Genomic DNA, 22,332 nt, shown 5'->3' on the forward strand with positions numbered 1-22,332 from the left:
ATTTCTAGCTGATAATTGAATTGAAATAATCGATTTTATCTAGTTAATAAAACCCAGCCAGAATATATTTTAAAATCTTCATTTAAATAAAGTGTGTAATAATAAACTCCTGTTGGCAAGTTTTTACCATGAGATTTTCCATCCCACGGTTGTGGATTTGTACTTTCAAAAACTAACTGTCCATTTCTGTTCACTACTTTTAATTTCGGATTACTAAATGCGGCTATCGCTGGAATATTCCAAGTATCATTAATTCCATCTCCGTTAGGTGTAAACGTATTCGGTATTTCTATTTTTGGATAAACCTTTACGAATACTTCATCTGTACTTACATTGCAATTAGAACTTACTGTTAGTGTATACGTGATATCATTGGGAGGGGTTGCAATTGGATTGAGTTTTGTTGGATCATCTAAATAATCAGTAGGCGACCATGCATAAGTAATATTATCGCCTGTGGCATTTCCTTTCAATGTAACGGATTGACCAAGAAATACTTTTTTATCTTCTCCAGCATTTGCTGATGCATTTTTTAAAACAGTAATTAGTATTTCTTTAGTGGTAGAGCAAGTGCCGTTTGAAACTTTTACAGTGTACGTTGTGGTTTGTTTTGGGGTTGCAAATGGGGTTGCAATATTTGGATTTGATAAGCCTTCAGTGGGTAACCAAGTGTATGTTGAACCTCCACTAGCAATTAATTCGACACTTTCATTTTCACAAATTGTGGCTGTTGCAATATTTGTATTCGCAATAACCTGTGGTAAAACTTGCACTTGAGTTTGACTTGTATTTGAACAACCTGAAGCATTAAAAACAGTGACGGTATATGTACCACTTGAGTTTGTGCTTACATTTGGTATAATTGGATTTTGAAATGGAGAAGTAAATCCATTTGGTCCAGTCCAACTAAATGAAACACCCTGATTTACATTTAACTGAATATCTGAACCAACACAAGCTGCACCACTATTACTCGCAATAGGGTTGGGCTTATCATTTACATTGATAGTTATTGGCGTTGAGATAACTCTGCAACTTGTAGAATTGATGTTTCCACTTTCTGAAACCAGAACCTGATATTTGTAATTCCCTGTTGTAGCATTTACAAATGCAACAGTTAAATCTGCTGTTTGTGAACCTGGTTTATTGCTATTGACCCATGTTGTTCCATTATATTCTTGCCATTGAAATTGTGGTGAATTGTAAACTCCAGCAGACACTTTAGCAGACAGGATTAATGTCTTTGTATCTGCTACACAAATATTTGCTACATTGTTTGTAAAGTTGTTAGCATTTGTAACTGTGGATGTGATTACTGGTCCACAAGCTCTGAAAGTGATGTCGTCAATGCCTAAGTCATTTCCGTTACCACCTGGATTTTCGTTAGTCATTATCAACTTAATTACACCCAAATTAGATGGTGTTTTAAATGTTCCACCTCTTTTTATCCAATCTATAGCTGAACCTTCTGGAATATCTCCTGTTGAAAAATCTGCACCTGGAATGGCTAAACCATTATTTGTTATGGTAAATCTTATGTTTGGTTTAACACCACTGTTTCTTAAAATATTGATGATAAAGGCTGCAAATTCATAAGTGGTATTAGGGCAAAGCTGGCTTGTAATTTCTGATTGATAAAATATGCCCTTATTTAAATCTGCATTTACTACCATAAAATAACCATCCGGATCGTTTGGAGTATGATTTACTATATTTTGATGCCATCCGGAATTTAGACCTGCGGTTGTTTTAACAATTGTGTATTGTCCATCATTTGGATTGCCAGCTATGTAAAAATAGCCCGTTTCAGAAACTGATGCACCAAATTGTGGTAATCCTCTTCCAAAATCTGTTCCTGCTCCAGCAATAGCGTCGCCTAAAGCTCCATTACATAACACTTGAGCATTAACTTCTGAAAACGAAAAAAATAAAATAAGCGCAATAAAATACTTGCGAAATGTTTGTGTCAATTGCTATTTGATAAATTTTAAACAAAGTAGCAATTTTTTATGAGGCAAGGTTATTAGAATAACGATGTAGTGTTAATGTTGTGGTATTCTTTCTTGCTCTTATAACTTATTCAGAAATTCAATTGTATTTACATTATCGGCATAGTCCCAAAGTTTAGGGTTTTGACTTTGACCAAATCCAATTTTTTCTTTGTTTATCTCTAATGGAAGATTAGAAACTACACATTGAATTTGTTCATCTTGTGTATTTAATTTTGCTTCAACATCTTTAACAGAGCTATATTCTTCGTAAAATAGAACTGCCAGGGGCGATACAAAAGTTTCATCCTCTTTCACCAAAATAAAACCATTATCAAAATGTTTTACGCCATTAACCAAGTAAATGGATTTGTTGTAATCGTAATTATTATTGTACTTGAAATGATTAATAATTGGTTGGTATTTCTCTATCGGCTCAAAGAAATTCTTTAAATCGTAATTTTCTGGAACGTAAATTTTAGATACATTTCTACATCCTAGTCCGAAATAATCAAAAATATCGTGACCTAGACTTTCTAATTCTGTTGTTGTTTCATTGCCACTTAAAACGGCTACGCTATTTCTATTTTTACGAATAATGTTAGGCACTTTACCAAAATAATAGTCGAAATAACGAGAAGTGTTGTTGCTGCCAGTGGCGATAATAGCATCAAAATCTTTTAATCGCTCTGCATATTCTATATGATTTGCCAGTTCTGGTTCAAAAGAAATTAATTGTTTTAGTAATGCAGGCAATAATTTATCATCAGATGATGACATTTTAATTAATGCGATATTTCCAGTTGCTAATATACAAAGTACATCGTGGAAACCCACTAAAGGAATGTTGCCGGCTAAAATTAATCCTACTTTTTTAGGGTGCTCACTTGGGTGAATATTCTTAAACCATTGCTCTAAATCGTCATTATTAAGCATATTACTTAAGGATGTAAGTGCTTTTTCTACTTCCTCTGGAGTAAACCAAGCATTGCTATGACAGGCATATTCTACTATTGCATTGAATTCTGGACTAGGCTTAGCCATAAACTCGCTGAGCTTTTTTAACGCAATAATTAATTTTCCTTTGGTAAGTGATGACATATTTAGAACTATTATAAATGAATATGTGTTATATTTGCAGTGCAAAGGTAAACTTAGCAATAGATTTATACGAAGACATGGCGATTAAAATAACAGACGAATGCATTAATTGTGGAGCATGTGAGCCTGAATGCCCAAATAATGCAATATACGATGCAGGTACAGCCTGGAGATTTTCTGATGGTACTAATTTAGATGGTATCATTGATTTTGGTGGACAACAGATAGATGCTGGCGCTTCGCAAGAGGCCGTTTCTGATGAGGTTTACTATATTGTTTCTGACAAATGTACAGAGTGCAAAGGTTTTCATGATGAGCCACAATGTGCTGCGGTTTGCCCAGTAGATTGCTGTATTGATGATGAAGATGTTCGTGAAACGGAAGAAGAATTATTAACTAAAAAAGCTTGGTTACACCAAGAGAATTAGTCTTGAGTTATTAGTCAATAGTCTTGAGACTTGACTGATTCAAAAAATAAAAAACAAAAAAGAGATGCAATTATGTGTCTCTTTTTTTGTTTAAATGGGATTTGACTTTGGACTAGTGAATCAAGACTTATTAATCCTTATTAGGTACAATTAAAACGGGGCAGGCGGATTTTCTTGCCACATGCTCTGCTACGCTTCCCATTAAAAAATGGTATAATCCAGTTCGGCCGTGTGTGCCAATTACAATTAATTCGGCTCCCCATTCTTCTGCTTGTTGGATAATGCCATGAGTTGCTGTATCTAAACTTGTTAAATACGTAGTTGGAATTCCATTTCCGTGTTTATGTGATATTTCTTTTAGTAAGGTTTGACTGTTTTCTTCGCTATTATCGTACATCTCCATAAAAACTGGAGCAAGCGTAAAATCTGGATTTACAGTTGCTGGAGCAGGTTCGATAATATTTAAAAGCGCTACTTCTGCACCAAATTTCTCTGCCATTTCGTAGCCTGTTTTTGCCGCCTTTTCAGAACATGTACTGTTATCTACAGCAATTAAAATTTTTTTAAAGTTCATGGCTCAGGCATTTAAGTTTAACTACATAAAAATAACAAATTTTGAATGCAAATGTTTGGTTATGACTGTTATTACTTATTTTTATGGCATATATATAAAATATGGAAGTCTACCACGTTTGTCGAGTTGCCGTTGCACCAATAAGAAAAGAACCGTCTGATAGAAGTGAAATTGTATCGCAATTATTATTTGGGGATAGGGTTGAGGTTTTAGAAAAAACTGAAAAATGGTGTCTGATTAAAACTCTTCATGATAATTACGAAGGTTGGATGGATTATAAGCAGCTTGAAAAGATTTCTCATTTGCAGTTTGCTAAAGAAAAAAGCCATGCGTATGTTACGCCAGCTCAACTTAATAATACTTTAATTGCGAAAGATGGAAGTGCTTATTATTTAAGCGCAGGGAGTACGTTACCTTTTTATCAAGATGGTTTTTGTTATTTAGGAGATGAAAAATTTGAGGTAAAATTTACTCCGGTACTTCCTGATAAGACAAATTTTAAAGCAAAAGTTGAAAAAACAGCTCAATTTTTTGAGAACTCACCTTATTTATGGGGTGGTAGAACTTTATTTGGTATAGACTGCTCTGGTTTTGTACAAGCTGTTTATAAATTAAATGGGTTACAACTTAAAAGAGATGCATCTCAACAGGCAGAACAAGGTAAATTAGTCGATTTCCTAGCTTCTGCTCAATTAGGCGATTTAGCTTTTTTTGATAACGAGGATGGGAAAATTACTCACGTAGGTTTAATGTTGAGTAATGATAAAATTATTCACGCTGCGGGAAAGGTAAGAATAGATCCAATTGATGATCAAGGAATTTACAATGCAGAATTAGGTAGATATACCCATAAATTAAGGATTATAAAAAGGTTCGTTTAGAGAGTTGTCAAACTCTATCCTATCAATTCCTTCATCAATTTATCGAAATTAGTTTTAAGCTCGGCTAGTTCTTCTTCAACTTTTGTTAAACGTTCTTCTAAATCACTAGTAGATTTTGGACTTTCATCTGCAATATATTCTTCTTCGAAAGTTTCTATATCACCAGCAAACAAATGCATATAACGTTGCTCTTTTTGTCCAGGTTTACGAGGTAATTGTTTAATATAGGTAGGTTCTTCGGAAGCTAATTTTTCTAAAACTTGCTGAACTTCTTCTAAAGTTTCAAATTCATATAATCTTCCAGAATTGGTGTTGATTTCACCAGGAGTTTGTGGTCCGCGTAAAAATAACAAGCACATCACCGCAACTTCTGAGGGTAACACAGGGAATACGATGGCGAAATTATGTTTGTACTTTATGTTTCTAATCGAACCGCCAGTTGCAGTAGAAATTAATCCAGCAATTTTTAAAGAATTGAGCGCAGTAGTTATTGTAGAATCATCATATTGAACAACAGGTTTACGTGATGTTTTTTGATTGCAAGCAGCAGCTAAACCGTTCAATGTCATTGGATAATAATCTGGCGTAGTTTTGCATTTCTCCATCAAAGCGCCTAAAACTCTTATTTGGGCTGTATCTAAAACTGGTAATTTCGTTGGTGTGTCCATAAGGCTAAAGATAAAATATCCATGGTTAAAATTTATATTTTATGGAAAATCTATGAAAAAAGTATCTTTTGTGTATAACTTAGACAAAACACTATGCAAAACTTTAAAATTACTGTTTCAAAACCTTGTTCAGAAAACTGGGAAAGTATGAAGCCGCTTGAAAAAGGTAGGTTTTGTGATAGTTGTGAAAAGGAAGTAATTGATTTTACAAAATTTACTAATCAAGAACTTGCAAGTTGGTTTAAACAAGATAAAGGAATGAGTTGTGGCAGGTTAAATCCAGCACAATTAAATCATTTAATTGTGCCAAAATCAAACTTCTCATTAAAAATTTTCAAGCCGAGTTTAATCGCAGCTTCAATGATTGCATTTTTAAGTTTCCCTAAGTTAAGTGTTGCACATACAAAACTATATTATCCAACTTTTTTATTTGAGGATAAAACAAAATCACCAGTTACTATAACTATTCAAAAAACTGATTCTAATATTGTAATAAAAGGCAGGGTGATTGATAATGAAGATAAACAGCCTGTAGTTGGTTTGTTTATTGCTATTAAGGGTGGTAAAGTAATTGGGACTACTGATGTTAAAGGTAATTTTGAAATTAAATTAGATAGAGCAAAATTTTCAAAAAAAACAATATTGGAATTTCGTTATCTAGGCTATGAAACCAAAGAATTCAAACTGAATTTGAATAAACATAATCCTATATTTATCGAGATGAAGGTCTCAGCTTTGATACTTGGAGGTATAGCTATTATTAGAGAGAAAAGCTTGTTTGAAAAGATTCAAGAGTTCTTTAATGTCTAACCTTCTATCTGCCAAACCATTACTTTTCTATCATCTCCTGTAGAAATCAAGTATTTCCCATCGTTACTCCAACTAATTTTATTGATAGAATGGGTATGTCCAATTCCCGCTTTTTCCAAACTTAAAATTTTATAGAGTTTGAAGTTTTCAGCATCCCATATTTTAATACTTTTATCCTGACTACTGGTTGCAAAATAGGGCAAAGTTGGATGGAAAGCAATGTTGTAAATGGTAAATAGATGCGCTGGGATAGTTTGTGTCAACACATAACTTGGTAAACTCCATATATTTAATTGCGCATCTCGGCTGCCCGAAATTAAATATTTTCCTGCTGGGTGATATGCTAAAGAGGTTACAGGTAATTTATGACCTTCTAAAGTCTGTTTTAAACTATAATCTGCTAAATTGTAAATGCGGACTAAGTGATCTTTGCAACCAAAGGCGATTTCAGTTTCGTCGGGAGAAATAGCAATACATCTAACGGTATCATAAGCTACTTGAAAACGATAAATTTCAGTAAAATCTTTTAACGACCAAACTGCGACAGTGCCATCTTCTCCTGTGGTTAATAATTCATTTTTACTTTTGATAGTTTTTATATCAAAAATAGGTTTTGCATGTGCATTTACACGAGCTATAACTTTCTGTTCTATAAAATCATACACACTAAATGCACCACTTCTTTCGCCAATAAATAGTTGATTATTGTAATTGTGTAATGCATAAACAGAACTCTGAACAGGCACTTTAACCATTACAAACGCCATTTTTTTAAGCGACCATTCAACAACTCCTTTATCGTTCCCTGCACTAAAAAAGATACCTGCCTTATCAGAATTTGCTAAAGCATAAACAGGGTTTTGATGACCAGAAAAGGTTTGTAGGTGTTTAAGCATAGGTTCGCCTATTTGTGTCTTTTCTCTAAATTCCTTGCAATATCTTGAACAGACAATCCTTTTTCTTTTAGTAAAAATAACAAATGAAAAACAAGATCAGATGCTTCGCCTATCAAATCTTCTTCAGTTTCTGCAAGAGCAGCAATAACAGTTTCTACACCTTCTTCACCAACCTTTTGCGCAATTTTATTTAATCCTTTTTTACGCATTTTATTAATGTATGAACCTTCAACTGGGTTTTCATATCTATCATTAATAATGTTTTCTAGCTCGAAAATAAAGTTTTGGTTATAGTCTGTTTTAAAGCAACTTCTACTTCCTGTATGACAAGTTGGTCCAACGGGATTTGCTTTGATTAATATTGTATCATTATCGCAATCAATATGAATAGATTTCACAAAAAGGAAATTTCCACTTTCTTCACCTTTAGTCCATAAACGGTTTTTAGAACGAGAATAGAAAGTTACTTTGCCTTCGTTTTGTGTTTTTTCAAATGCTTCGGCATTCATGTAACCTAACATCAAAACCTCTAATGTTTGCTCATCTTGTATTACAACAGGAACTAAACCGTCTCCTTTATCAAAATCTATTTTCATATCCTTACTGGGATGTTATTTCTTTTTAATTCTTGTTTTAAATCTGGTATTAATATCTCACCGTAGTGAAATACCGAAGCCGCTAATGCAGCATCAACTCCAGCTTTTTGGAAAACCTCTGTAAAATGTTCAGTTTTTCCCGCTCCGCCAGACGCGATGATAGGAATATTAATCATCTTATTTATTTTACCTAATAAATCGCAATCAAAACCTTGTTTGGTGCCATCGTGATCCATAGAAGTTAATAAAATTTCTCCAGCCCCTAAGTTTTCTGCTTGTTTAATCCAGCTTTCTGTTTCGAGTTCAGTAATTAATCGCCCGCCATTTAAATGGACAATGTTTTTGCCGTTAATATGTTTGGTGTCGACTGCTAAAACCACAAATTGTACTCCAAATGTTTTAGCTAAATCTTCAATTAACTGCGGGTTTTTTACTGCTGCCGAGTTAATGCTAATTTTATCTGCGCCAGCATTTAATAAAGCTTCAGCATCAGCAATTTCTGTAATACCACCACCAATTGTAAATGGAATGTTTAGTTGTCTTGCAACTGATTTTACCATTTCAATCATCGTTTTACGGCGTTCATGAGTAGCAGTTATATCTAAAAACACCAACTCATCTGCACCTTGTTTTGCATATTGTGCGGCGAGTTCTACAGGATCACCAGCATCACGCAAATCAACAAAGTTGATGCCTTTCACAGTACGGCCATCTTTTACATCAAGACAAGGGATTATTCTTTTTGAAAGCATTAGTTTTATTGATGTTAAATTATTTTCTAAGTGAAAAGCAGGCAGTCTTTCTTAATTCCTTTATTTTTTTATTGTCAAAAACAATCCAACTCCTCCTAAAAGCATACCAATTATTATGGACGGTATCCAGAAAACCATAGCATATTCTCCTAGTTTGATATCAAAAGAGCTATATTCTTCTCCTGTATTAGTAAATGAGGAAGCTGCAAATACGAACATTGAAATACCCAAAATGAATAGAAGTAATCCTAATATCAAGAATATTTTGCCTGTAACTTTCATTAAGATAAGATTTACTTTGGTAATGCTTTTAATTTATCAAGTTCCACAGTCTTCCTCACTTAAATTGATGAAAGCGCCTTCAAATTCCACTCTTTAATTTCTTCAATAGAAATTCGGTTTTCGTAAATCGCTTTACCTACCACAACACTTCTAATATCATATTGAGCGAGCTCTTTAATATCATCCATAGAACTCACGCCGCCAGAAGCAATTAATTTAATCATTGGAGAATGATTAAGTAGTTTTTGATATAAATCTACTGCTGCGCCCCCTAATTTTCCATCTTTGCTAATATCTGTACATAAAAAGCGGAAAAAGCCTAAGGCAAGGCACTTGTCAACATAATCCATCAATTTTATTGGCGAACTCTCCATCCAGCCCGAGTATTTGATTACTTCATCCAAAACATCAATTGCAATTACAATTCTATTAGCATAATCATCTTTTTTAGCAAAAGCTTTGCTTAAATCTGGTAAAAAATCTGGATTACTAATGGCTTGTGTGCCTACAATAACGCGATGAATTCCAGAATCTAACAGATTATTTACTTGTTCAATAGTCCGTATTCCACCACCATATTGAACTCGCATATCGGTTTTTTTAATGATATCAAATAATGTTTTTTGATTGCTAAAATCGCCTTTTGCGCCATTTAAATCAATAATATGAATAAAATCTGTACCGTTTGAGCGGTAACGTTCTATCATTTCCTTAATGGAAACATCGTATTCGGTTTTCTGGTTATAATCGCCTTCGCGTAAGCGGACAACTTTTCCATCTAAAATATCAATTGCAGGGATAATGTACATTTTATGAACTTAGGTTTGAGAAGTTTTTCAATAAGCGTTCGCCCGCTTCACCAGATTTTTCTGGGTGAAACTGAACGCCATAAAAATTATCTTTTTGTATTGCTGCCGAAAACTTGTTTCCATAATTAACAGACGCGATATCAAAAATAGGGTTATATTCAATAAAATAAGAATGCACAAAGTAAAACTGTGTACCCAGAGAAACATCCTTAAATAGTAAATTGTTTTTAAATTCTACTGTATTCCATCCCATATGGGGGATTTTAATACCCAACTCTTTATCAAAAAGTTTAGTGTTTAACGGAATGATATTTAATAAATTAGCGTCACCTTCTTCAGAATGTTGAGTAATTAACTGCATACCTACACAAATACCAAGGACAGGTTTTTTTAACGCTTTAATTGCATTTACTAAACCAGTTTGTTCTAGCTTTTTCATTGCTGCACCAGCATGTCCAACTCCAGGAATAATAATATGACTGTAGTTACCTAAATCAGCTTCTGTATTTACCATGCCATAGGCAATGTTTTGCCTTTCTAAAGCTGCAGTTAAAGAGAAAATATTGCCAGCTCCGTAATTAACTATTCCAATCATTTTTCAGTTATAATAATCCTTTAGTGCTCGGTAAAACTAATTTTTCAGCATCGCGTTTAACCGCCATTTTAATTGCTTTTGCAAAAGCTTTAAAGATAGCTTCAATTTTATGATGTTCGTTTTCGCCTTCCGCTTTAATGTTTAAATTGCATTTTGCTGCATCGCTGAAAGATTTAAAAAAGTGGAAAAACATCTCTGTTGGTACATCTCCAACTTTTTCACGTTTAAATTCTGCGTCCCAAACTATCCAGTTTCTGCCGCCAAAATCTATGGCAACTTGTGCTAAGCAATCATCCATTGGTAAACAAAAACCATAACGCTCAATACCTAATTTATTGCCTAAAGCTTGTGCAAAAGCTTCACCAAGTGCAATTCCAGTATCTTCAACGGTGTGATGTTCGTCAATATGTAAATCGCCATTGGCGATAATATCCAAATTCATACTGCCGTGTCTGGCAATTTGGTCTAACATATGATCGAAGAAGTTTAAACCAGTTTTGATGTTTGCTTTTCCAGTTCCATCTAAATCTAAACCAATGGTGATATCAGTTTCATTCGTTTTGCGAAGGTGATTAACTTTTCTAGCTCCAGCTCTTAAAAATGTATAGATATCTTCCCATTTTTGAGTTTCTAAAGCGATGACATTAGCTAGCTCTTCGACTTTTGCCATGCCCTCATTAACACCTAATGCATCATTTTGACGTAAGAAAATTGCTTTTGCACCTAAGTTTTTCGCTAAAATAACATCGTTTAAACGGTCGCCAATTACAAATGAATTTTTCAAATCATAATCTTCGCCAAAATACTTGGTCAATAAACCAGTTTGAGGCTTACGAGTGGGCGCATTATCCTTTGCAAATGTTCTATCAATTACAACTTCACTAAAGATAACCCCTTCGTTTGCGAAAGTATCTAGCATAAAATTGTGTACTGGCCAAAAGTTTTCTTCAGGATTAGAAGGCGTTCCCAAACCATCCTGATTGGTAACCATAACTAGTTCAAAATCTAACTCTGTGGCAATTTTAGAAAGATAATATAATGCTCGAGGATAAAATTTCAGCTTTGCAAAACTGTCTACTTGTTCATCTTCAGGTTCAATATTTAAAGTGCCATCGCGGTCTATAAACAATACTTTCTTCATTATAATTTTTCTAAAATATTTAATAATTGATTGTTTTCGTCAATCGTACCTATCGTTATTCTTAAACAACCTTCGCACAGCGATACCTTTGAACGATCGCGAACAATTATCCCTTTATCCACCAATAAATTGTAGGTATTCAACGCATCCGTCACTTCTACCAATATAAAATTAGCATCAGATGGATAGACTTTTTTCACAAGTGTAAGTTTGGCTAGTTCTGTACTTAATCTTTCTCGCTCTGCAACTGTAATTTTAATCCACTCATTTACCTGTTGGATGTTTTCTAAAGCAGCCAAAGCTAAATCTTGTGTAGCTTGGTTGATATTGTACGGCGGTTTTACCTTGTTTAAAATATCAATAACTGGTCGTGATGAAAATGCCATTCCTAAACGCAAAGCTGCTAATCCCCAAGCTTTAGAAAACGTTTGGAGGATAACCAAATTTGCATATTCAGTTAATTCTTGAATAAATGTTTTCTGCTTTGCGAAATTGATATAAGCTTCATCAATTACTACTAAACCTTTAAAATTAGCTAGAATGGTTTCTATATCTGTTCTGTTAATTGAGTTTCCAGTGGGATTATTTGGCGAGCAAATGAAAATTATTTTTGTATTTGCGTCAATCGATTCTGCAATTTTCTCTAAATCCAATTGGAAATTAGGTAGTAGATCAACTTTTCTAATTTCAACATCGTTGATATTTGCCGAAACCTCATACATCCCATAAGTAGGAGGAAGGATAATCACATTGTCCTTTCCAGGATTGCAAAAAGCTCTAAATAATAAATCAATTGCTTCGTCGCTACCATTTCCTAAAAATGTATTTTCAATAGGAACACCTTTAATTTTGCTAATTGCGTCTTTTAAATCCAGTTGCAAAGGATCAGGATAACGGTTGTAATTTGCAGGTAATGGTGAACCAAAACTGTTTTCATTTGCATCTAAAAACACACTTGCTTGCCCTTTAAACTCATCTCTAGCGGTAGAATATGGTTTTAAAGTTTTTATATTTTCTCTTTGTAAGTCTTTAATGTCCATTTTTTATAATTTTAGATAAAAGAACAAGGAGAAAAGATTAAAGACAATAGGTTTAAATCATTTTTCCAAAAACTGTTCTTTATTCTTTGCATTTTCATCCTTGTTCTTTGCTCTTTATTCCTTGTTCTAATCGTATACTTATCGCATTTTTATGCGCTTGTAAACCTTCGGCTGTTGCCAAAATCTCAACTGTATTGCCAATATTTTTTAAACCTTCGGCTGATAAATGCTGAAAAGTGATTTTCTTTAAAAAAGTATCAACTGAAACTCCTGAAAAAGCTCTAGCAAATCCACTTGTTGGTAAAGTGTGATTAGTTCCGGAAGCATAATCTCCAGCACTTTCTGGAGTTAAATTTCCTAAAAACACAGAACCTACATTAATAATTAATGGAATAAGTGGCTCAAATTTCTCAGTAGCCAAAATTAAATGTTCTGGAGCGTATGCATTACTGAAATCCATTGCCTCAATTAAATTCTCAGTATAAACTATATAAGAATTTTCAATCGCTTTGGTTGCGATGTCTTTTCTAGGAAGTTCCGTTAACTGCTTTTCAATTTCCAAAATAGTTTCAGTAATAATTTCTTTCGATGTTGCTACTAATATCGCTTGACTGTCTGTTCCATGTTCTGCTTGGGCTAGTAAATCGGCTGCAACAAATGCCGGATTTGCTGTTTCATCAGCTACTACTAAAACCTCCGATGGACCGGCTGGCATGTCAATCGCAACTGTATTTTGAACTTGCTTTTTTGCCTCGGTTACATAGCGATTTCCAGGCCCGAAAATCTTGTCAACTTTCGGAATTGTTTTAGTTCCAAAAGCCATGGCTCCGACAGCTTGGGCACCTCCAACTAAGTATACTTTTTCGATGTTTAACAAGGTCGAAACGTAAGCAATATAGGTGTTGATTTTGCCGTCACTTTGTGGCGGAGAACAGACTACAATTTCTTTGCATCCAGCAATTTTTGCGGGTATGCCAAGCATCAAAAAAGTGCTCGGTAAAACTGCTGTTCCACCTGGAATATATAGTCCAACTTTTTCAATTGCTCTTGCTTCTCTCCAACAATTTACGCCGGGCATTGTTTCAATTTTTGCTTCAGTTTTTAACTGAGCCTCATGAAATTTGTAGATGTTTTGGTAAGCAACATCAATGGCGTTTTTTACTTCTTTTGGGATTTGTTTTGCCAACTCAATTAGCTCTTCCTTACCAATAAATAAAGATGATAATTTAACTTTATCAAATTGTTCTGCGTAGGAGAGGAGTGCAGAATCGCCATCAGATTTTACAGTAGAAATAATGTTTTGAACCCTAGAATTGATTAAATTATCGTCTTCCACCTTGCGTGAACACAATTCCTCTCTTACTTGTTGAGTTAAATCTTTATAGTCGTAGATTTTCAATGCTTTATATTTTGTATTTAACTAATAGTTAATATATATTTAGCTGTTTTTAGTGTTTTTTTTGATAAATTATGTAATAATTTTCTCAATTGGCATCACTACAATTCCTTCAGCGCCAGCTAATTTTAAACTGTTTATTTTTTCCCAAAAATCTTGCTCAGCAATTACAGAATGTACGGCTACCCAACCTTCTTCAAATAGAGGAACTATGGTAGGACTTTTTACGCCTGGCACTAAATCTACTACAGCTTGTAAATTTTCTTTAGCTACATTTAATACTACATATTTTGTAGCTTTTGCTCTTAGTACAGATTGAATGCGTTGCAGTAATTCTAGTACTTCTGGATTCAATTCCATTCCTTTGCTAGCAATTAAAACAGCTTCAGAATCCATCACATTTTTGAATGGTTTTAAGCCGTTACTTTTTAAAGTTCCGCCTGTAGAAACGATGTCGAAAATTGCATCACTTAAGCCTAAACCTGGGCCGATTTCTACCGAACCAGAAATGTTTCTAATCTGCGCATCGACGTTATTTTCTGAAAGATATTTTTGAAGAATTACTGGGTAAGAAGTAGCAATTGCTTTGCCATTTAATTGCGAAAGTTCGGTGATAGTGCTAGTGCTTTGAACAGCGATTTTTAGGGTGCATTTTCCGAAACCTAGCTTCTGCAAATAAGACACATCAGCGCCTGCTTCGATAATTACATTTTCGCCAACAATGCCTAAATCGGCAATGCCATCTTGAACATATTCTGGGATATCATCATCTCTTAAAAAAAGAATTTCTAGAGGGAAGTTAGCAACTGTTGCTATTAATGAACTTTTGTAGTTTTCGAAAGAAAGACCACAATTTTTAAGAATTTCTACTGATTTTTCGTTTAATCTACCCGATTTTTGGATAGCGATTTTGAGTGTTTTCACTTTGTATAAAATTAGGAATAAGAATATTGAATCTGTTTAAAAACCGTTTTGCGTACAAAACATATATCTATCTATCGCCACAATGGCGATGATGTAAATGTACGTGATGGTTTAAAACTTGGATCATAATATTGCTTTCTTTCCGTAATTTTGAAGAGAAGATGATGCAAATATAGCTTTGAAAATGTAAAATCAAAAAAATATGGCATTTTATTTGAAGTATATTATATAACTCTACCTTAAAAAACTATCATCTAAATACTGAAAAATTGAAGAAAACGTTACTCTTTTTAGCCTTATGTTTGTTTTTGAGCTCTTGTGGGTGGTTTAATAAGCAACCTGAAATAGCAACTGTACTAGCTAAACATTTCGATAATAAACTCTATAAAAAATTTGACACTGTAGCTTACGATCTCATTTTTAGTAAAAAAATGGACGAAGTGAGGCATAATTTGTCCAACCCGAAAGTAACAAAGGCTTTTTACGCCGCTCATAAAAATAATCCGATATTAATTACTCGGTTTTATACCAATGGCGGAATAGATACTTTAGAAAGTTATTTGAAAGGAAGCAAAGCTGATGGCTTTAATCCAGAAATATTTCATCTTAATGAATTAACAGGATTGCTTAAAACCTTGGATTCTAACAAATTTAAAAATATAGAAGAAGTTTATCCAGTAATAGCAGAATTAGAAATAAAAACTGCAGATGCCTTGTTGAAATATAGCAGTTTTATAAAATATGGAAGTGTAAATCCGCTGCGATTATTTAATCGTTACAGCATTGCGGTTAAACGACCGGATAGTTTAAAATTGGATTCTGTGTTGAATACTGAAGATCTAGTTTCTGTCTTAAAAAATGCGCAACCAACATCAAAAAGTTACGTGGATTTGAAGCGTGAATTGGCTGTTTATCGAGATAATTTGAAGTCGGAAAATGATCCAGCAATTCGGATTATAAAATTAAATATGGAGCGTTTACGCTGGCAATTACCTATACAAACTGATGAAGTTGTGATGGTGAATATCCCAGATTTTTCTTTAACATGGTTTAATAAATCGGATACATTAACACACATGAATGTATGTGTAGGAGGTAAAAGAGAAGAAGGATATGCCGAAAAAATGAAGGCGTATTTAAAGTCTGGTAATTTAGATGACAAACCAAAAAACCATGAAACTCCACAGTTGGTAAGTGTTTTTAATGCTATACAAGTTAATCCAATTTGGAATATTCCAGTAAGTATTGCGCAAAGTGAAATTTATTGGCAAGCTAGAAAAGATCCTTATTACCTATCAAATAATAACATAAAAGTTTACATGAGGGGTAAGCAAGTTTATGATCCTGATACTATTCAATGGGACCAATATCCTAGAGAAAAACTGCCATTTGAATTTAAACAAGGCTCTGGAGAAGGAAATGCTCTAGGTAAATTCAAGTTCATTTTTGATAATAGTTCGAGCATTTATTTGCATGATACCAATAATAAAAGAGGATTTAAATTAGCAAATAGGGCAATTAGTCATGGTTGTGTGCGGATAGAAAAACCATTAGAATTTGCGCAATTAATGGTGCGAAACAAAAGTCAATACGATGATTTGCGAATGGATGTAAACTTGCCACCTGTTGATACCACCAGAATGCCGCAATTCAAGAAAAAACAAGCTAAAAGAATAGATACATTAAATGTGTTTCAGCTAAAGCCAACTTGGTTTGCAACTAGAAAAAAAGTTTCTGTTGTGATTAGTTATTATACCGCATGGGCGGAAAATGGCAAAGTGCAATTTAGACCAGATGTTTATAATTATGATGGCATATTATGGGATGCAATTAAAAAATACATGTAATTTAATACTTTTGTGAGGCTAAAAACATTTAATCCATAGCATGATTCGCTGTATCTAATGCGAAATTTGCTGCTAAAGTTTCATCCAAATATTTTGATTGATAAGTTTCAGCGCTTTTATTGATGAATAAAACAGTTTTATCTTCAATAGTCGCAATTACTTTATTGGCTACTTCTGGTGCTACGGCTGGGCAACCTTGACTTCGGCCTAATCGACCTAAAGCATTGATGGTTTCTCTGCTTACATAAGAAGCTCCATGTACTACAATGGAACGGTTACGAGCATTGTTATTGAAGCCTTCATCAACCCCGTCTAATTTAAGTGATTTACCATGAATTCCTTTGTAAATCTCCCCAGTTACATAAAAACCAAGACTACTGCTAAAAGAATTGTTGTTGTTAGAAAAATATTTAGCCTCGTTTCCGCCACTACGCTCACCATGAGCAACCCAAGTATTTAAAAGAATTTCTTTTTTGTCTAAATCAATAATATAGAATCTTTTACTAGTGCTCGATTGATCAAAATCAGCAATAGTTAAAATAGATTTGTCTGAAAGTTGTCCGGATTTTTTCAAATTATAAAAACCAGTTAATGCTTTTTCAAACACAGGAAAATTTAAGCCCGCTTCTTTTAAATGTGTAGCATTATATAAGTCATTAACATGCTTAATGTAAATGCTATCTAACCCAGCAATACTTCTATGTTTGATAATTCTGCTTTTAATGATGGGTTCTTTTTTCTTTGCTGCTTTCCATCCTGTAATGGTTAAACAAACGGCAATAGATAAAAATCCGGCAGCTCTTAAAATGTACTTTCTCATATTTTTTCGGTATCTCGTTCACAATAATCTTAGTATGAGTTTTCTATATAGGCAGTTTTAATTTAGATTTAATTATATGCAAATATACGCAATTCTTTATTTGCATTCTTTTTTGAATGTCATTATTGCCTTTTTATGATTTATTTAATTTATTGATTAATAGTAATTTACGTTAATTTTAGTGATTTTGGTTGACTATTTCTATACTTAACTAAGTTGATGAGAAGGACGCTTCCTAAAATTACAATCAACCCAAAAATCTGTAATAGTGTGATTTTTTCATCAGTAAAACATAAACTTAATAATACTGCAACCACAGGATTTACGTAGGCGTAAGTGCTAACCTGAGTAGCCGGACGTACTTTTAATAACCATACATAAGCGCTAAAGGCAGCGATGGAACCGAATATAATTAAATAAATTACGGATAACCAAGCATCAAGTGAAACATTTTTCCATTCAAAACTGCCATATTCAGCACTAAATACACTTCCAGGAATAAATGCGATACCTGCAGCTATCATTTGCCATGCAGTATTTACCGAGACAGAACTATTTGATGGCGATTTATATTTTGAATACAATGAACCTCCTGCCCAAGCAATTGGTCCAACTATTAATAATATCATACCTATAATCTGTGTAGTGCTTTGACTGGTTTGTAAAATATGCAAAACTTGTTCTCCAAAAAGTAGAATTACACCAATAAAACCTACAATTAAACCAATTATTGTAGAGGTGCTACTTAAATTCTCCTTCCATTTTGGCTTATCCAATAATACAAACCAAATTGCAGCAGAAGCAACCATAATAGCAACCAGTCCACTCGGTATAAATTGTTCAACCCAAATTACAATTCCGTTACCTATGCCGAGCATTAAAACCCCGCTTATTATGGCTGGTTTTATAAGACTTTTATCGAGAATTTTTTGTCCAGTTATTTTACACCAAGCTAACAATAACAGGCCAGCTATTATAAAACGAAAAGTGCCCAGAATAAAGGGTGGAAATCCGCCTAAAGCTTTTTGAATAAAAAAATAAGTAGAACCCCACACGATGTAAACGATAGCAAAAGCAAGGTAAACTTTGAATAATAAGACTGGTTTTTTAGTAGCTTCCATAATAAAGGGATAAAAGAGATTATAATTCGGGAATATTTAAGGATTGATCTTCTTTAACTGTTTCTAAAACGATGGTGGTTTTAATGGATAATATGTTTGGGATTTTACTAAATGAACTCCGCATTAATTCCATTAATGAAGCTGAATCTGCGGTTCTTACTTTTACCAGAAAACAATCATCACCTGCAATAACATGAACTTCTTGTACTTCTTTAATTTTAGCAAGTTCGTCAGCAGTTGTGGTACAACCTAGGCTCTGAGAGGATTTCATAGAGATAAATGCCAAAAGTTTTAGATCAACAGCATTTGGGTTGATCTTAGCACTATATTGAGTAATCACATTTTTTTGCTCTAGCTTTTTAACACGCTCTAATACTGCTGATGGCGCCATATTTAGTTCTTTAGCGATGTGAATATTTGATATCCTAGAATTTTCTTGCATCAACCTTAAAATGGTTAAATCAATTTTATCTAAAGTCATATTTCTGATTTTTGTTCTGTAAATTTATATATAAAAAGAATTATATTCATATTATTTATGATAAAAATGATTAAAATACATTTTAATTACAATTTGATAGTTTTAAGTGAAAAGGAAATTTTTCTACCAAATAGTTTCTTTTAATAGACAATTTTTTATTTAACTCTACTAAGTTTATAGTTAATTAGCTATCTTGTATAAAAAAGAAATAATGAGAACTGTCAAATTAGTATTGCTTGTTTTAACAATGTTTGCTTTTTCTTGTACGCAAACACCTAATAAAGTTGAAGAGAAGAAAGAAGCTGAAAAAATAGAAGCTCCGAAGAAGGAAAGTTCAATGGTAGGTTTGCCAATTGTTTCTGAAGCAGACATTACAGTAACTTTTGGTAAATTTTGGGACTATTATAGTAATAAGATAGAGTTATATGAAGACTTCGTTGCTTTTGACACTAAAGGAAATGTTATCAATAAATTACAATTCTTAAACCAACTCAAGTCAGGTTTATACTTCCCATTGGCGATTTATTCAAAAGATGAACAGTTAAACTATAAACTTGCTAAAATACCAGCAAAAGCAGATCCCAACATTTCTGCTTACATGAAACAATTTTCACACAATGAATTGATTTTTTTCAAAATGCAAGGGAAACCATTCCCGCACTTCAATTTTACAGATATCAATGGAAAAATATATACTTCTGAAAATACAAAAGGAAAAATTGTATTGTTCAAATGCTGGTATATTGGTTGTGTTGCCTGCGTAAACGAAATACCAGCATTAAATGAATTGGTTAAAAAATATCAAGATAGAAAAGATATACTCTTTATTAGTTTAGCAATGGATAACAAATCAGAACTGCAACAATTCTTTAAGAGAGTGAAATTTGATTATGCAACAGTTCCAAATCAAGAAGATTATATGAGCAAACAATTGGATGTGCGGGCATACCCAACTCATTTTTTAATTAATAGAAAAGGAATAATGGTTAGATCTTTACCAGACGATATTCAAGTTGGTGAAGCATTGGCAAAGGAGATTGCAAAGTAAGTTTTCGTTTACCAATTCGCTATTTTCCATAATTTTTCTATCTTTGATTTTTAATGAATTTCCTGTATCCGGGCTTTCTTTTTGCACTTTTTGCGGTCGCTATTCCGATCATCATCCATTTATTCAATTTTCGGAAATTTAAAAAAGTATATTTCAGTAATGTTGCCTTTTTAAAAGAAATAAAAGAGCAAAATTCTTCAAGAGAAAAACTAAAGAACCTACTTATATTGTGTTGTCGAATATTAGCCATCGTGTTTTTAGTATTTGCTTTTGCTCGTCCATTTTTCCCTTCTGCAACTAAAATTGATCAGAATAAAGGAAATAGCGTAAGTATTTACATCGATAACTCTTACAGCATGGATGCTGTAAATAAAGAGGGAAGTTTGCTAGATGAAGCCAAACGCGAGGCGAAAGAAGTGGTAAAATCTTTTCAAATAAATGACAGATTTCAGGTATTAACGAATGATTTTGAAGGAAAACATCAACGTTTATTAAATGTAGATGAAGCATTGCAGGCCATTGATGAAGTTAAAGTTTCATCCGCCAGTAGAAAATTACAACAAGTACTAAACCGACAACAAAGTGTTTTTACAGGCATAAGTAATCGCTTTGCGTATGTAATTTCCGATTTCCAAAAAGGATTTGCAGGGAACGAAACCATAAAAACCGCTGTAAATACCAATATATCTTTAGTAAAACTGAATGCTAACAATTTACCAAATGTAGCAATAGATAGCGTTTGGTTGTTGTCGCCTGTACGTCAAGCTAATACCACAGAAAAATTAGTGGTTCAGCTACGTAATTATGGCGATGAAGAAGCTAAAAATATTCCAATAAAACTGACGATAAATAAGCAACAAAAAGCAATTAGCAGTTTAACTATTGCAGCAGGTAAAACGCAAAGCGATACACTTTCATTTAGTGGTTTGGGTTTAGGCTGGCAAAAAGGAACAATTAGCTTAAAAGATTTCCCCCTAACTTTTGATGATGAACTTAATTTTAGCTTTAAAGTTAACGCCGAACAAAAGGTATTAAGTATAAACGGACAACAAGGTGGAAAATACATTAAAGCATTGTTTGGCGCTGATTCGTATTTCAAATTGACAGAAATGCCAGAGGCGAATATCAATTATTCGGCATTACAAAATTATAGTTTAGTTGTGCTTAATGGTTTGAGTAACCCTTCGAGTGGACTGGCGCAAGAACTAAAATCGTATGTTTCAAATGGCGGTTCTGTAATTGTTTTCCCAGATTTAGATGCAGATAAGCAAGTTTATTCCACTTTTTTAACAGCTTTAAATCTTCCAGCTTTGCTGAATTTAAATACTACGCCAACCAAAGTAAGCAGCATAGAATTAAAGCATCCATTATTTAAAGATGTATTTGAAACCTTGCCTCAAAATCTAGATTTACCACAAGTTAATAGATATTTCAGCTTTGCGGAAAGTAACACAAGCAACAAAGAAAATTTATTACAATTACCTGCTGGAAAACTGTTTTTTGCTCGTTATTCAGTTGGCAACGGCCAGATTTATTTATCAGCTACCGATTTAGAGAACGAGGATAGTAACTTTGCAAAACATTCAGTTTTTGTGCCTTTAATGTATAAAATAGCTTTTGCAAGTGCTAAAGAACAGCCCATTTATTATACAGCGATGAAAGATAATGTGTTGGAAAGTCAAAAAATAGATTTAGGTGCCAACCAATCTTTAAAATTAGTAGCAGATAAGTTTGAGATTATTCCAGAATTGCGTCAAACTAATGGCAAAACTTTACTTTATGTTGCAGATCAAGTTAAAAAAGCAGGTTTTTATGATGTTAAAAAAGGAGATTCTACTTTAGCGATTGTTGCTTTTAACGATAACAGAACAGAATCTGATATGCATTATACAGAACAAGCAGATTTGCAAAAGTTGTTTGGTAAACAACAAATAGCATTTTTAGATCCAAAATCTGATAGCATTGCTTCGGCAGTTGCCGCAAAAAATAATGGAACAGAGTTATGGAAACTTTGTCTAATTTTGACATTAGTTTTTTTAGCGATTGAAATATTATTGGTCCGATTTTATCATATCCAAAAACCGAGCTTGGGAGCTCATTGATACAAATAAATTAATATAAGCTAATTAATAAC

23 protein-coding genes are annotated in these 22,332 nt (G+C 33.4%); 6 read left to right on the forward strand and 17 right to left on the reverse strand.

The genetic code is table 11. The annotated features are described in order from the left end of the window. Positions 1 to 35: 35 nt before the first annotated feature. Complete coding sequence (locus tag GM921_RS02045) at positions 36 to 1,970, reverse strand: T9SS type B sorting domain-containing protein (RefSeq protein WP_182920950.1); 1,935 nt, start codon at positions 1,968 to 1,970, stop codon at positions 36 to 38. A 99-nt stretch (positions 1,971 to 2,069) separates the two neighbouring features. After that, positions 2,070 to 3,089: an acyl-CoA reductase gene (locus GM921_RS02050; RefSeq protein WP_182920951.1), complete on the reverse strand. Its 1,020-nt coding sequence runs from the start codon at positions 3,087 to 3,089 to the stop codon at positions 2,070 to 2,072. 77 nt (positions 3,090 to 3,166) lie between these two features. Here GM921_RS02050 and GM921_RS02055 point away from each other — a divergent pair, with 77 nt between their 5' ends. Further along, complete coding sequence (locus GM921_RS02055; protein WP_182922217.1) at positions 3,167 to 3,517, forward strand: 4Fe-4S dicluster domain-containing protein; 351 nt, start codon at positions 3,167 to 3,169, stop codon at positions 3,515 to 3,517. A gap of 130 nt (positions 3,518 to 3,647) precedes the next feature. On the opposite strand, the gene GM921_RS02060 is transcribed toward GM921_RS02055, so the two are convergent. Continuing rightward, positions 3,648 to 4,091, reverse strand: a complete 444-nt coding sequence (locus tag GM921_RS02060; protein WP_182920952.1) for a universal stress protein — start codon at positions 4,089 to 4,091, stop codon at positions 3,648 to 3,650. Positions 4,092 to 4,192: 101 nt separating this feature from the next. Here GM921_RS02060 and GM921_RS02065 point away from each other — a divergent pair, with 101 nt between their 5' ends. Next, positions 4,193 to 4,972 (forward strand): C40 family peptidase, encoded by a 780-nt coding sequence (locus GM921_RS02065; RefSeq protein WP_182920953.1) that lies wholly within the window; start codon positions 4,193 to 4,195, stop codon positions 4,970 to 4,972. Between the two features lie 14 nt (positions 4,973 to 4,986). Here the strand turns inward: GM921_RS02065 and GM921_RS02070 are convergent, their stop codons facing one another. Next, positions 4,987 to 5,640: a YceH family protein gene (locus GM921_RS02070; protein ID WP_182920954.1), complete on the reverse strand. Its 654-nt coding sequence runs from the start codon at positions 5,638 to 5,640 to the stop codon at positions 4,987 to 4,989. Between the two features lie 93 nt (positions 5,641 to 5,733). Here GM921_RS02070 and GM921_RS02075 point away from each other — a divergent pair, with 93 nt between their 5' ends. Further along, positions 5,734 to 6,450 (forward strand): carboxypeptidase-like regulatory domain-containing protein, encoded by a 717-nt coding sequence (locus GM921_RS02075; protein WP_182920955.1) that lies wholly within the window; start codon positions 5,734 to 5,736, stop codon positions 6,448 to 6,450. Here GM921_RS02075 and GM921_RS02080 read toward each other — a convergent pair. The 10 genes from GM921_RS02080 to hisG all read right to left on the reverse strand — a co-directional run bounded on the left by GM921_RS02080 (position 6,447) and on the right by hisG (position 14,881). After that, positions 6,447 to 7,346, reverse strand: coding sequence for a WD40 repeat domain-containing protein (locus GM921_RS02080; protein ID WP_182920956.1), 900 nt, complete (start codon positions 7,344 to 7,346; stop codon positions 6,447 to 6,449). The two genes, GM921_RS02075 and GM921_RS02080, sit on opposite strands and share 4 nt — an antisense overlap. Positions 7,347 to 7,354: 8 nt before the next feature. Continuing rightward, positions 7,355 to 7,942 (reverse strand): bifunctional phosphoribosyl-AMP cyclohydrolase/phosphoribosyl-ATP diphosphatase HisIE, encoded by a 588-nt coding sequence (hisIE, locus tag GM921_RS02085; protein WP_182920957.1) that lies wholly within the window; start codon positions 7,940 to 7,942, stop codon positions 7,355 to 7,357. Continuing rightward, positions 7,939 to 8,694 carry an imidazole glycerol phosphate synthase subunit HisF gene (hisF, locus tag GM921_RS02090; RefSeq protein ID WP_182920958.1) on the reverse strand — a complete coding sequence of 252 codons (756 nt, stop codon included), beginning with the start codon at positions 8,692 to 8,694 and terminating at the stop codon, positions 7,939 to 7,941. Before hisF ends, hisIE begins: the two co-directional genes overlap by 4 nt. 60 nt (positions 8,695 to 8,754) lie before the next feature. Next, the gene (locus tag GM921_RS02095; protein ID WP_182920959.1) at positions 8,755 to 8,976 is read right to left on the reverse strand and encodes a hypothetical protein; all 222 of its coding nucleotides are present in this window, start codon (positions 8,974 to 8,976) and stop codon (positions 8,755 to 8,757) included. 59 nt (positions 8,977 to 9,035) lie between these two features. Continuing rightward, positions 9,036 to 9,785: a 1-(5-phosphoribosyl)-5-[(5-phosphoribosylamino)methylideneamino]imidazole-4-carboxamide isomerase gene (gene hisA, locus GM921_RS02100; RefSeq protein WP_182920960.1), complete on the reverse strand. Its 750-nt coding sequence runs from the start codon at positions 9,783 to 9,785 to the stop codon at positions 9,036 to 9,038. Position 9,786: 1 nt separating this feature from the next. Then, positions 9,787 to 10,380, reverse strand: a complete 594-nt coding sequence (gene hisH, locus GM921_RS02105; protein WP_182920961.1) for an imidazole glycerol phosphate synthase subunit HisH — start codon at positions 10,378 to 10,380, stop codon at positions 9,787 to 9,789. 7 nt (positions 10,381 to 10,387) lie between these two features. After that, on the reverse strand, positions 10,388 to 11,521 hold the full coding sequence (hisB, locus tag GM921_RS02110; protein ID WP_182920962.1) for a bifunctional histidinol-phosphatase/imidazoleglycerol-phosphate dehydratase HisB: 1,134 nt from the start codon (positions 11,519 to 11,521) through the stop codon (positions 10,388 to 10,390). Then, positions 11,521 to 12,561 carry a histidinol-phosphate transaminase gene (gene hisC, locus GM921_RS02115; RefSeq protein ID WP_182920963.1) on the reverse strand — a complete coding sequence of 347 codons (1,041 nt, stop codon included), beginning with the start codon at positions 12,559 to 12,561 and terminating at the stop codon, positions 11,521 to 11,523. Before hisC ends, hisB begins: the two co-directional genes overlap by 1 nt. Before the next feature lie 94 nt (positions 12,562 to 12,655). Continuing rightward, on the reverse strand, positions 12,656 to 13,960 hold the full coding sequence (gene hisD, locus GM921_RS02120) for a histidinol dehydrogenase (protein WP_182920964.1): 1,305 nt from the start codon (positions 13,958 to 13,960) through the stop codon (positions 12,656 to 12,658). A gap of 69 nt (positions 13,961 to 14,029) precedes the next feature. Then, the gene (gene hisG / locus GM921_RS02125; RefSeq protein ID WP_182920965.1) at positions 14,030 to 14,881 is read right to left on the reverse strand and encodes an ATP phosphoribosyltransferase; all 852 of its coding nucleotides are present in this window, start codon (positions 14,879 to 14,881) and stop codon (positions 14,030 to 14,032) included. A 269-nt stretch (positions 14,882 to 15,150) separates the two neighbouring features. Here hisG and GM921_RS02130 point away from each other — a divergent pair, with 269 nt between their 5' ends. Beyond that, complete coding sequence (locus GM921_RS02130) at positions 15,151 to 16,728, forward strand: L,D-transpeptidase scaffold domain-containing protein (RefSeq protein ID WP_182920966.1); 1,578 nt, start codon at positions 15,151 to 15,153, stop codon at positions 16,726 to 16,728. 28 nt (positions 16,729 to 16,756) lie between these two features. On the opposite strand, the gene GM921_RS02135 is transcribed toward GM921_RS02130, so the two are convergent. The 3 genes from GM921_RS02135 to GM921_RS02145 form a co-directional block, all read right to left on the reverse strand. Beyond that, positions 16,757 to 17,548, reverse strand: coding sequence for a murein L,D-transpeptidase catalytic domain family protein (locus GM921_RS02135; protein WP_182920967.1), 792 nt, complete (start codon positions 17,546 to 17,548; stop codon positions 16,757 to 16,759). Between the two features lie 167 nt (positions 17,549 to 17,715). After that, positions 17,716 to 18,669: an EamA family transporter gene (locus GM921_RS02140; RefSeq protein WP_182920968.1), complete on the reverse strand. Its 954-nt coding sequence runs from the start codon at positions 18,667 to 18,669 to the stop codon at positions 17,716 to 17,718. Between the two features lie 19 nt (positions 18,670 to 18,688). Beyond that, entirely contained in the window at positions 18,689 to 19,150 is a 462-nt protein-coding gene (locus GM921_RS02145) for an Lrp/AsnC family transcriptional regulator (protein ID WP_182920969.1), read from the reverse strand. Between the two features lie 211 nt (positions 19,151 to 19,361). Here GM921_RS02145 and GM921_RS02150 point away from each other — a divergent pair, with 211 nt between their 5' ends. Continuing rightward, complete coding sequence (locus GM921_RS02150) at positions 19,362 to 20,198, forward strand: TlpA family protein disulfide reductase (RefSeq protein WP_182920970.1); 837 nt, start codon at positions 19,362 to 19,364, stop codon at positions 20,196 to 20,198. A gap of 53 nt (positions 20,199 to 20,251) precedes the next feature. Further along, on the forward strand, positions 20,252 to 22,300 hold the full coding sequence (locus GM921_RS02155; RefSeq protein WP_182920971.1) for a BatA domain-containing protein: 2,049 nt from the start codon (positions 20,252 to 20,254) through the stop codon (positions 22,298 to 22,300). The last annotated feature ends 32 nt before the right edge of the window (positions 22,301 to 22,332 follow it).

Origin of the sequence: Pedobacter planticolens (assembly GCF_014172375.1) — a bacterium.
Taxonomy (GTDB): Bacteria; Bacteroidota; Bacteroidia; order Sphingobacteriales; family Sphingobacteriaceae; genus Pedobacter; species Pedobacter planticolens.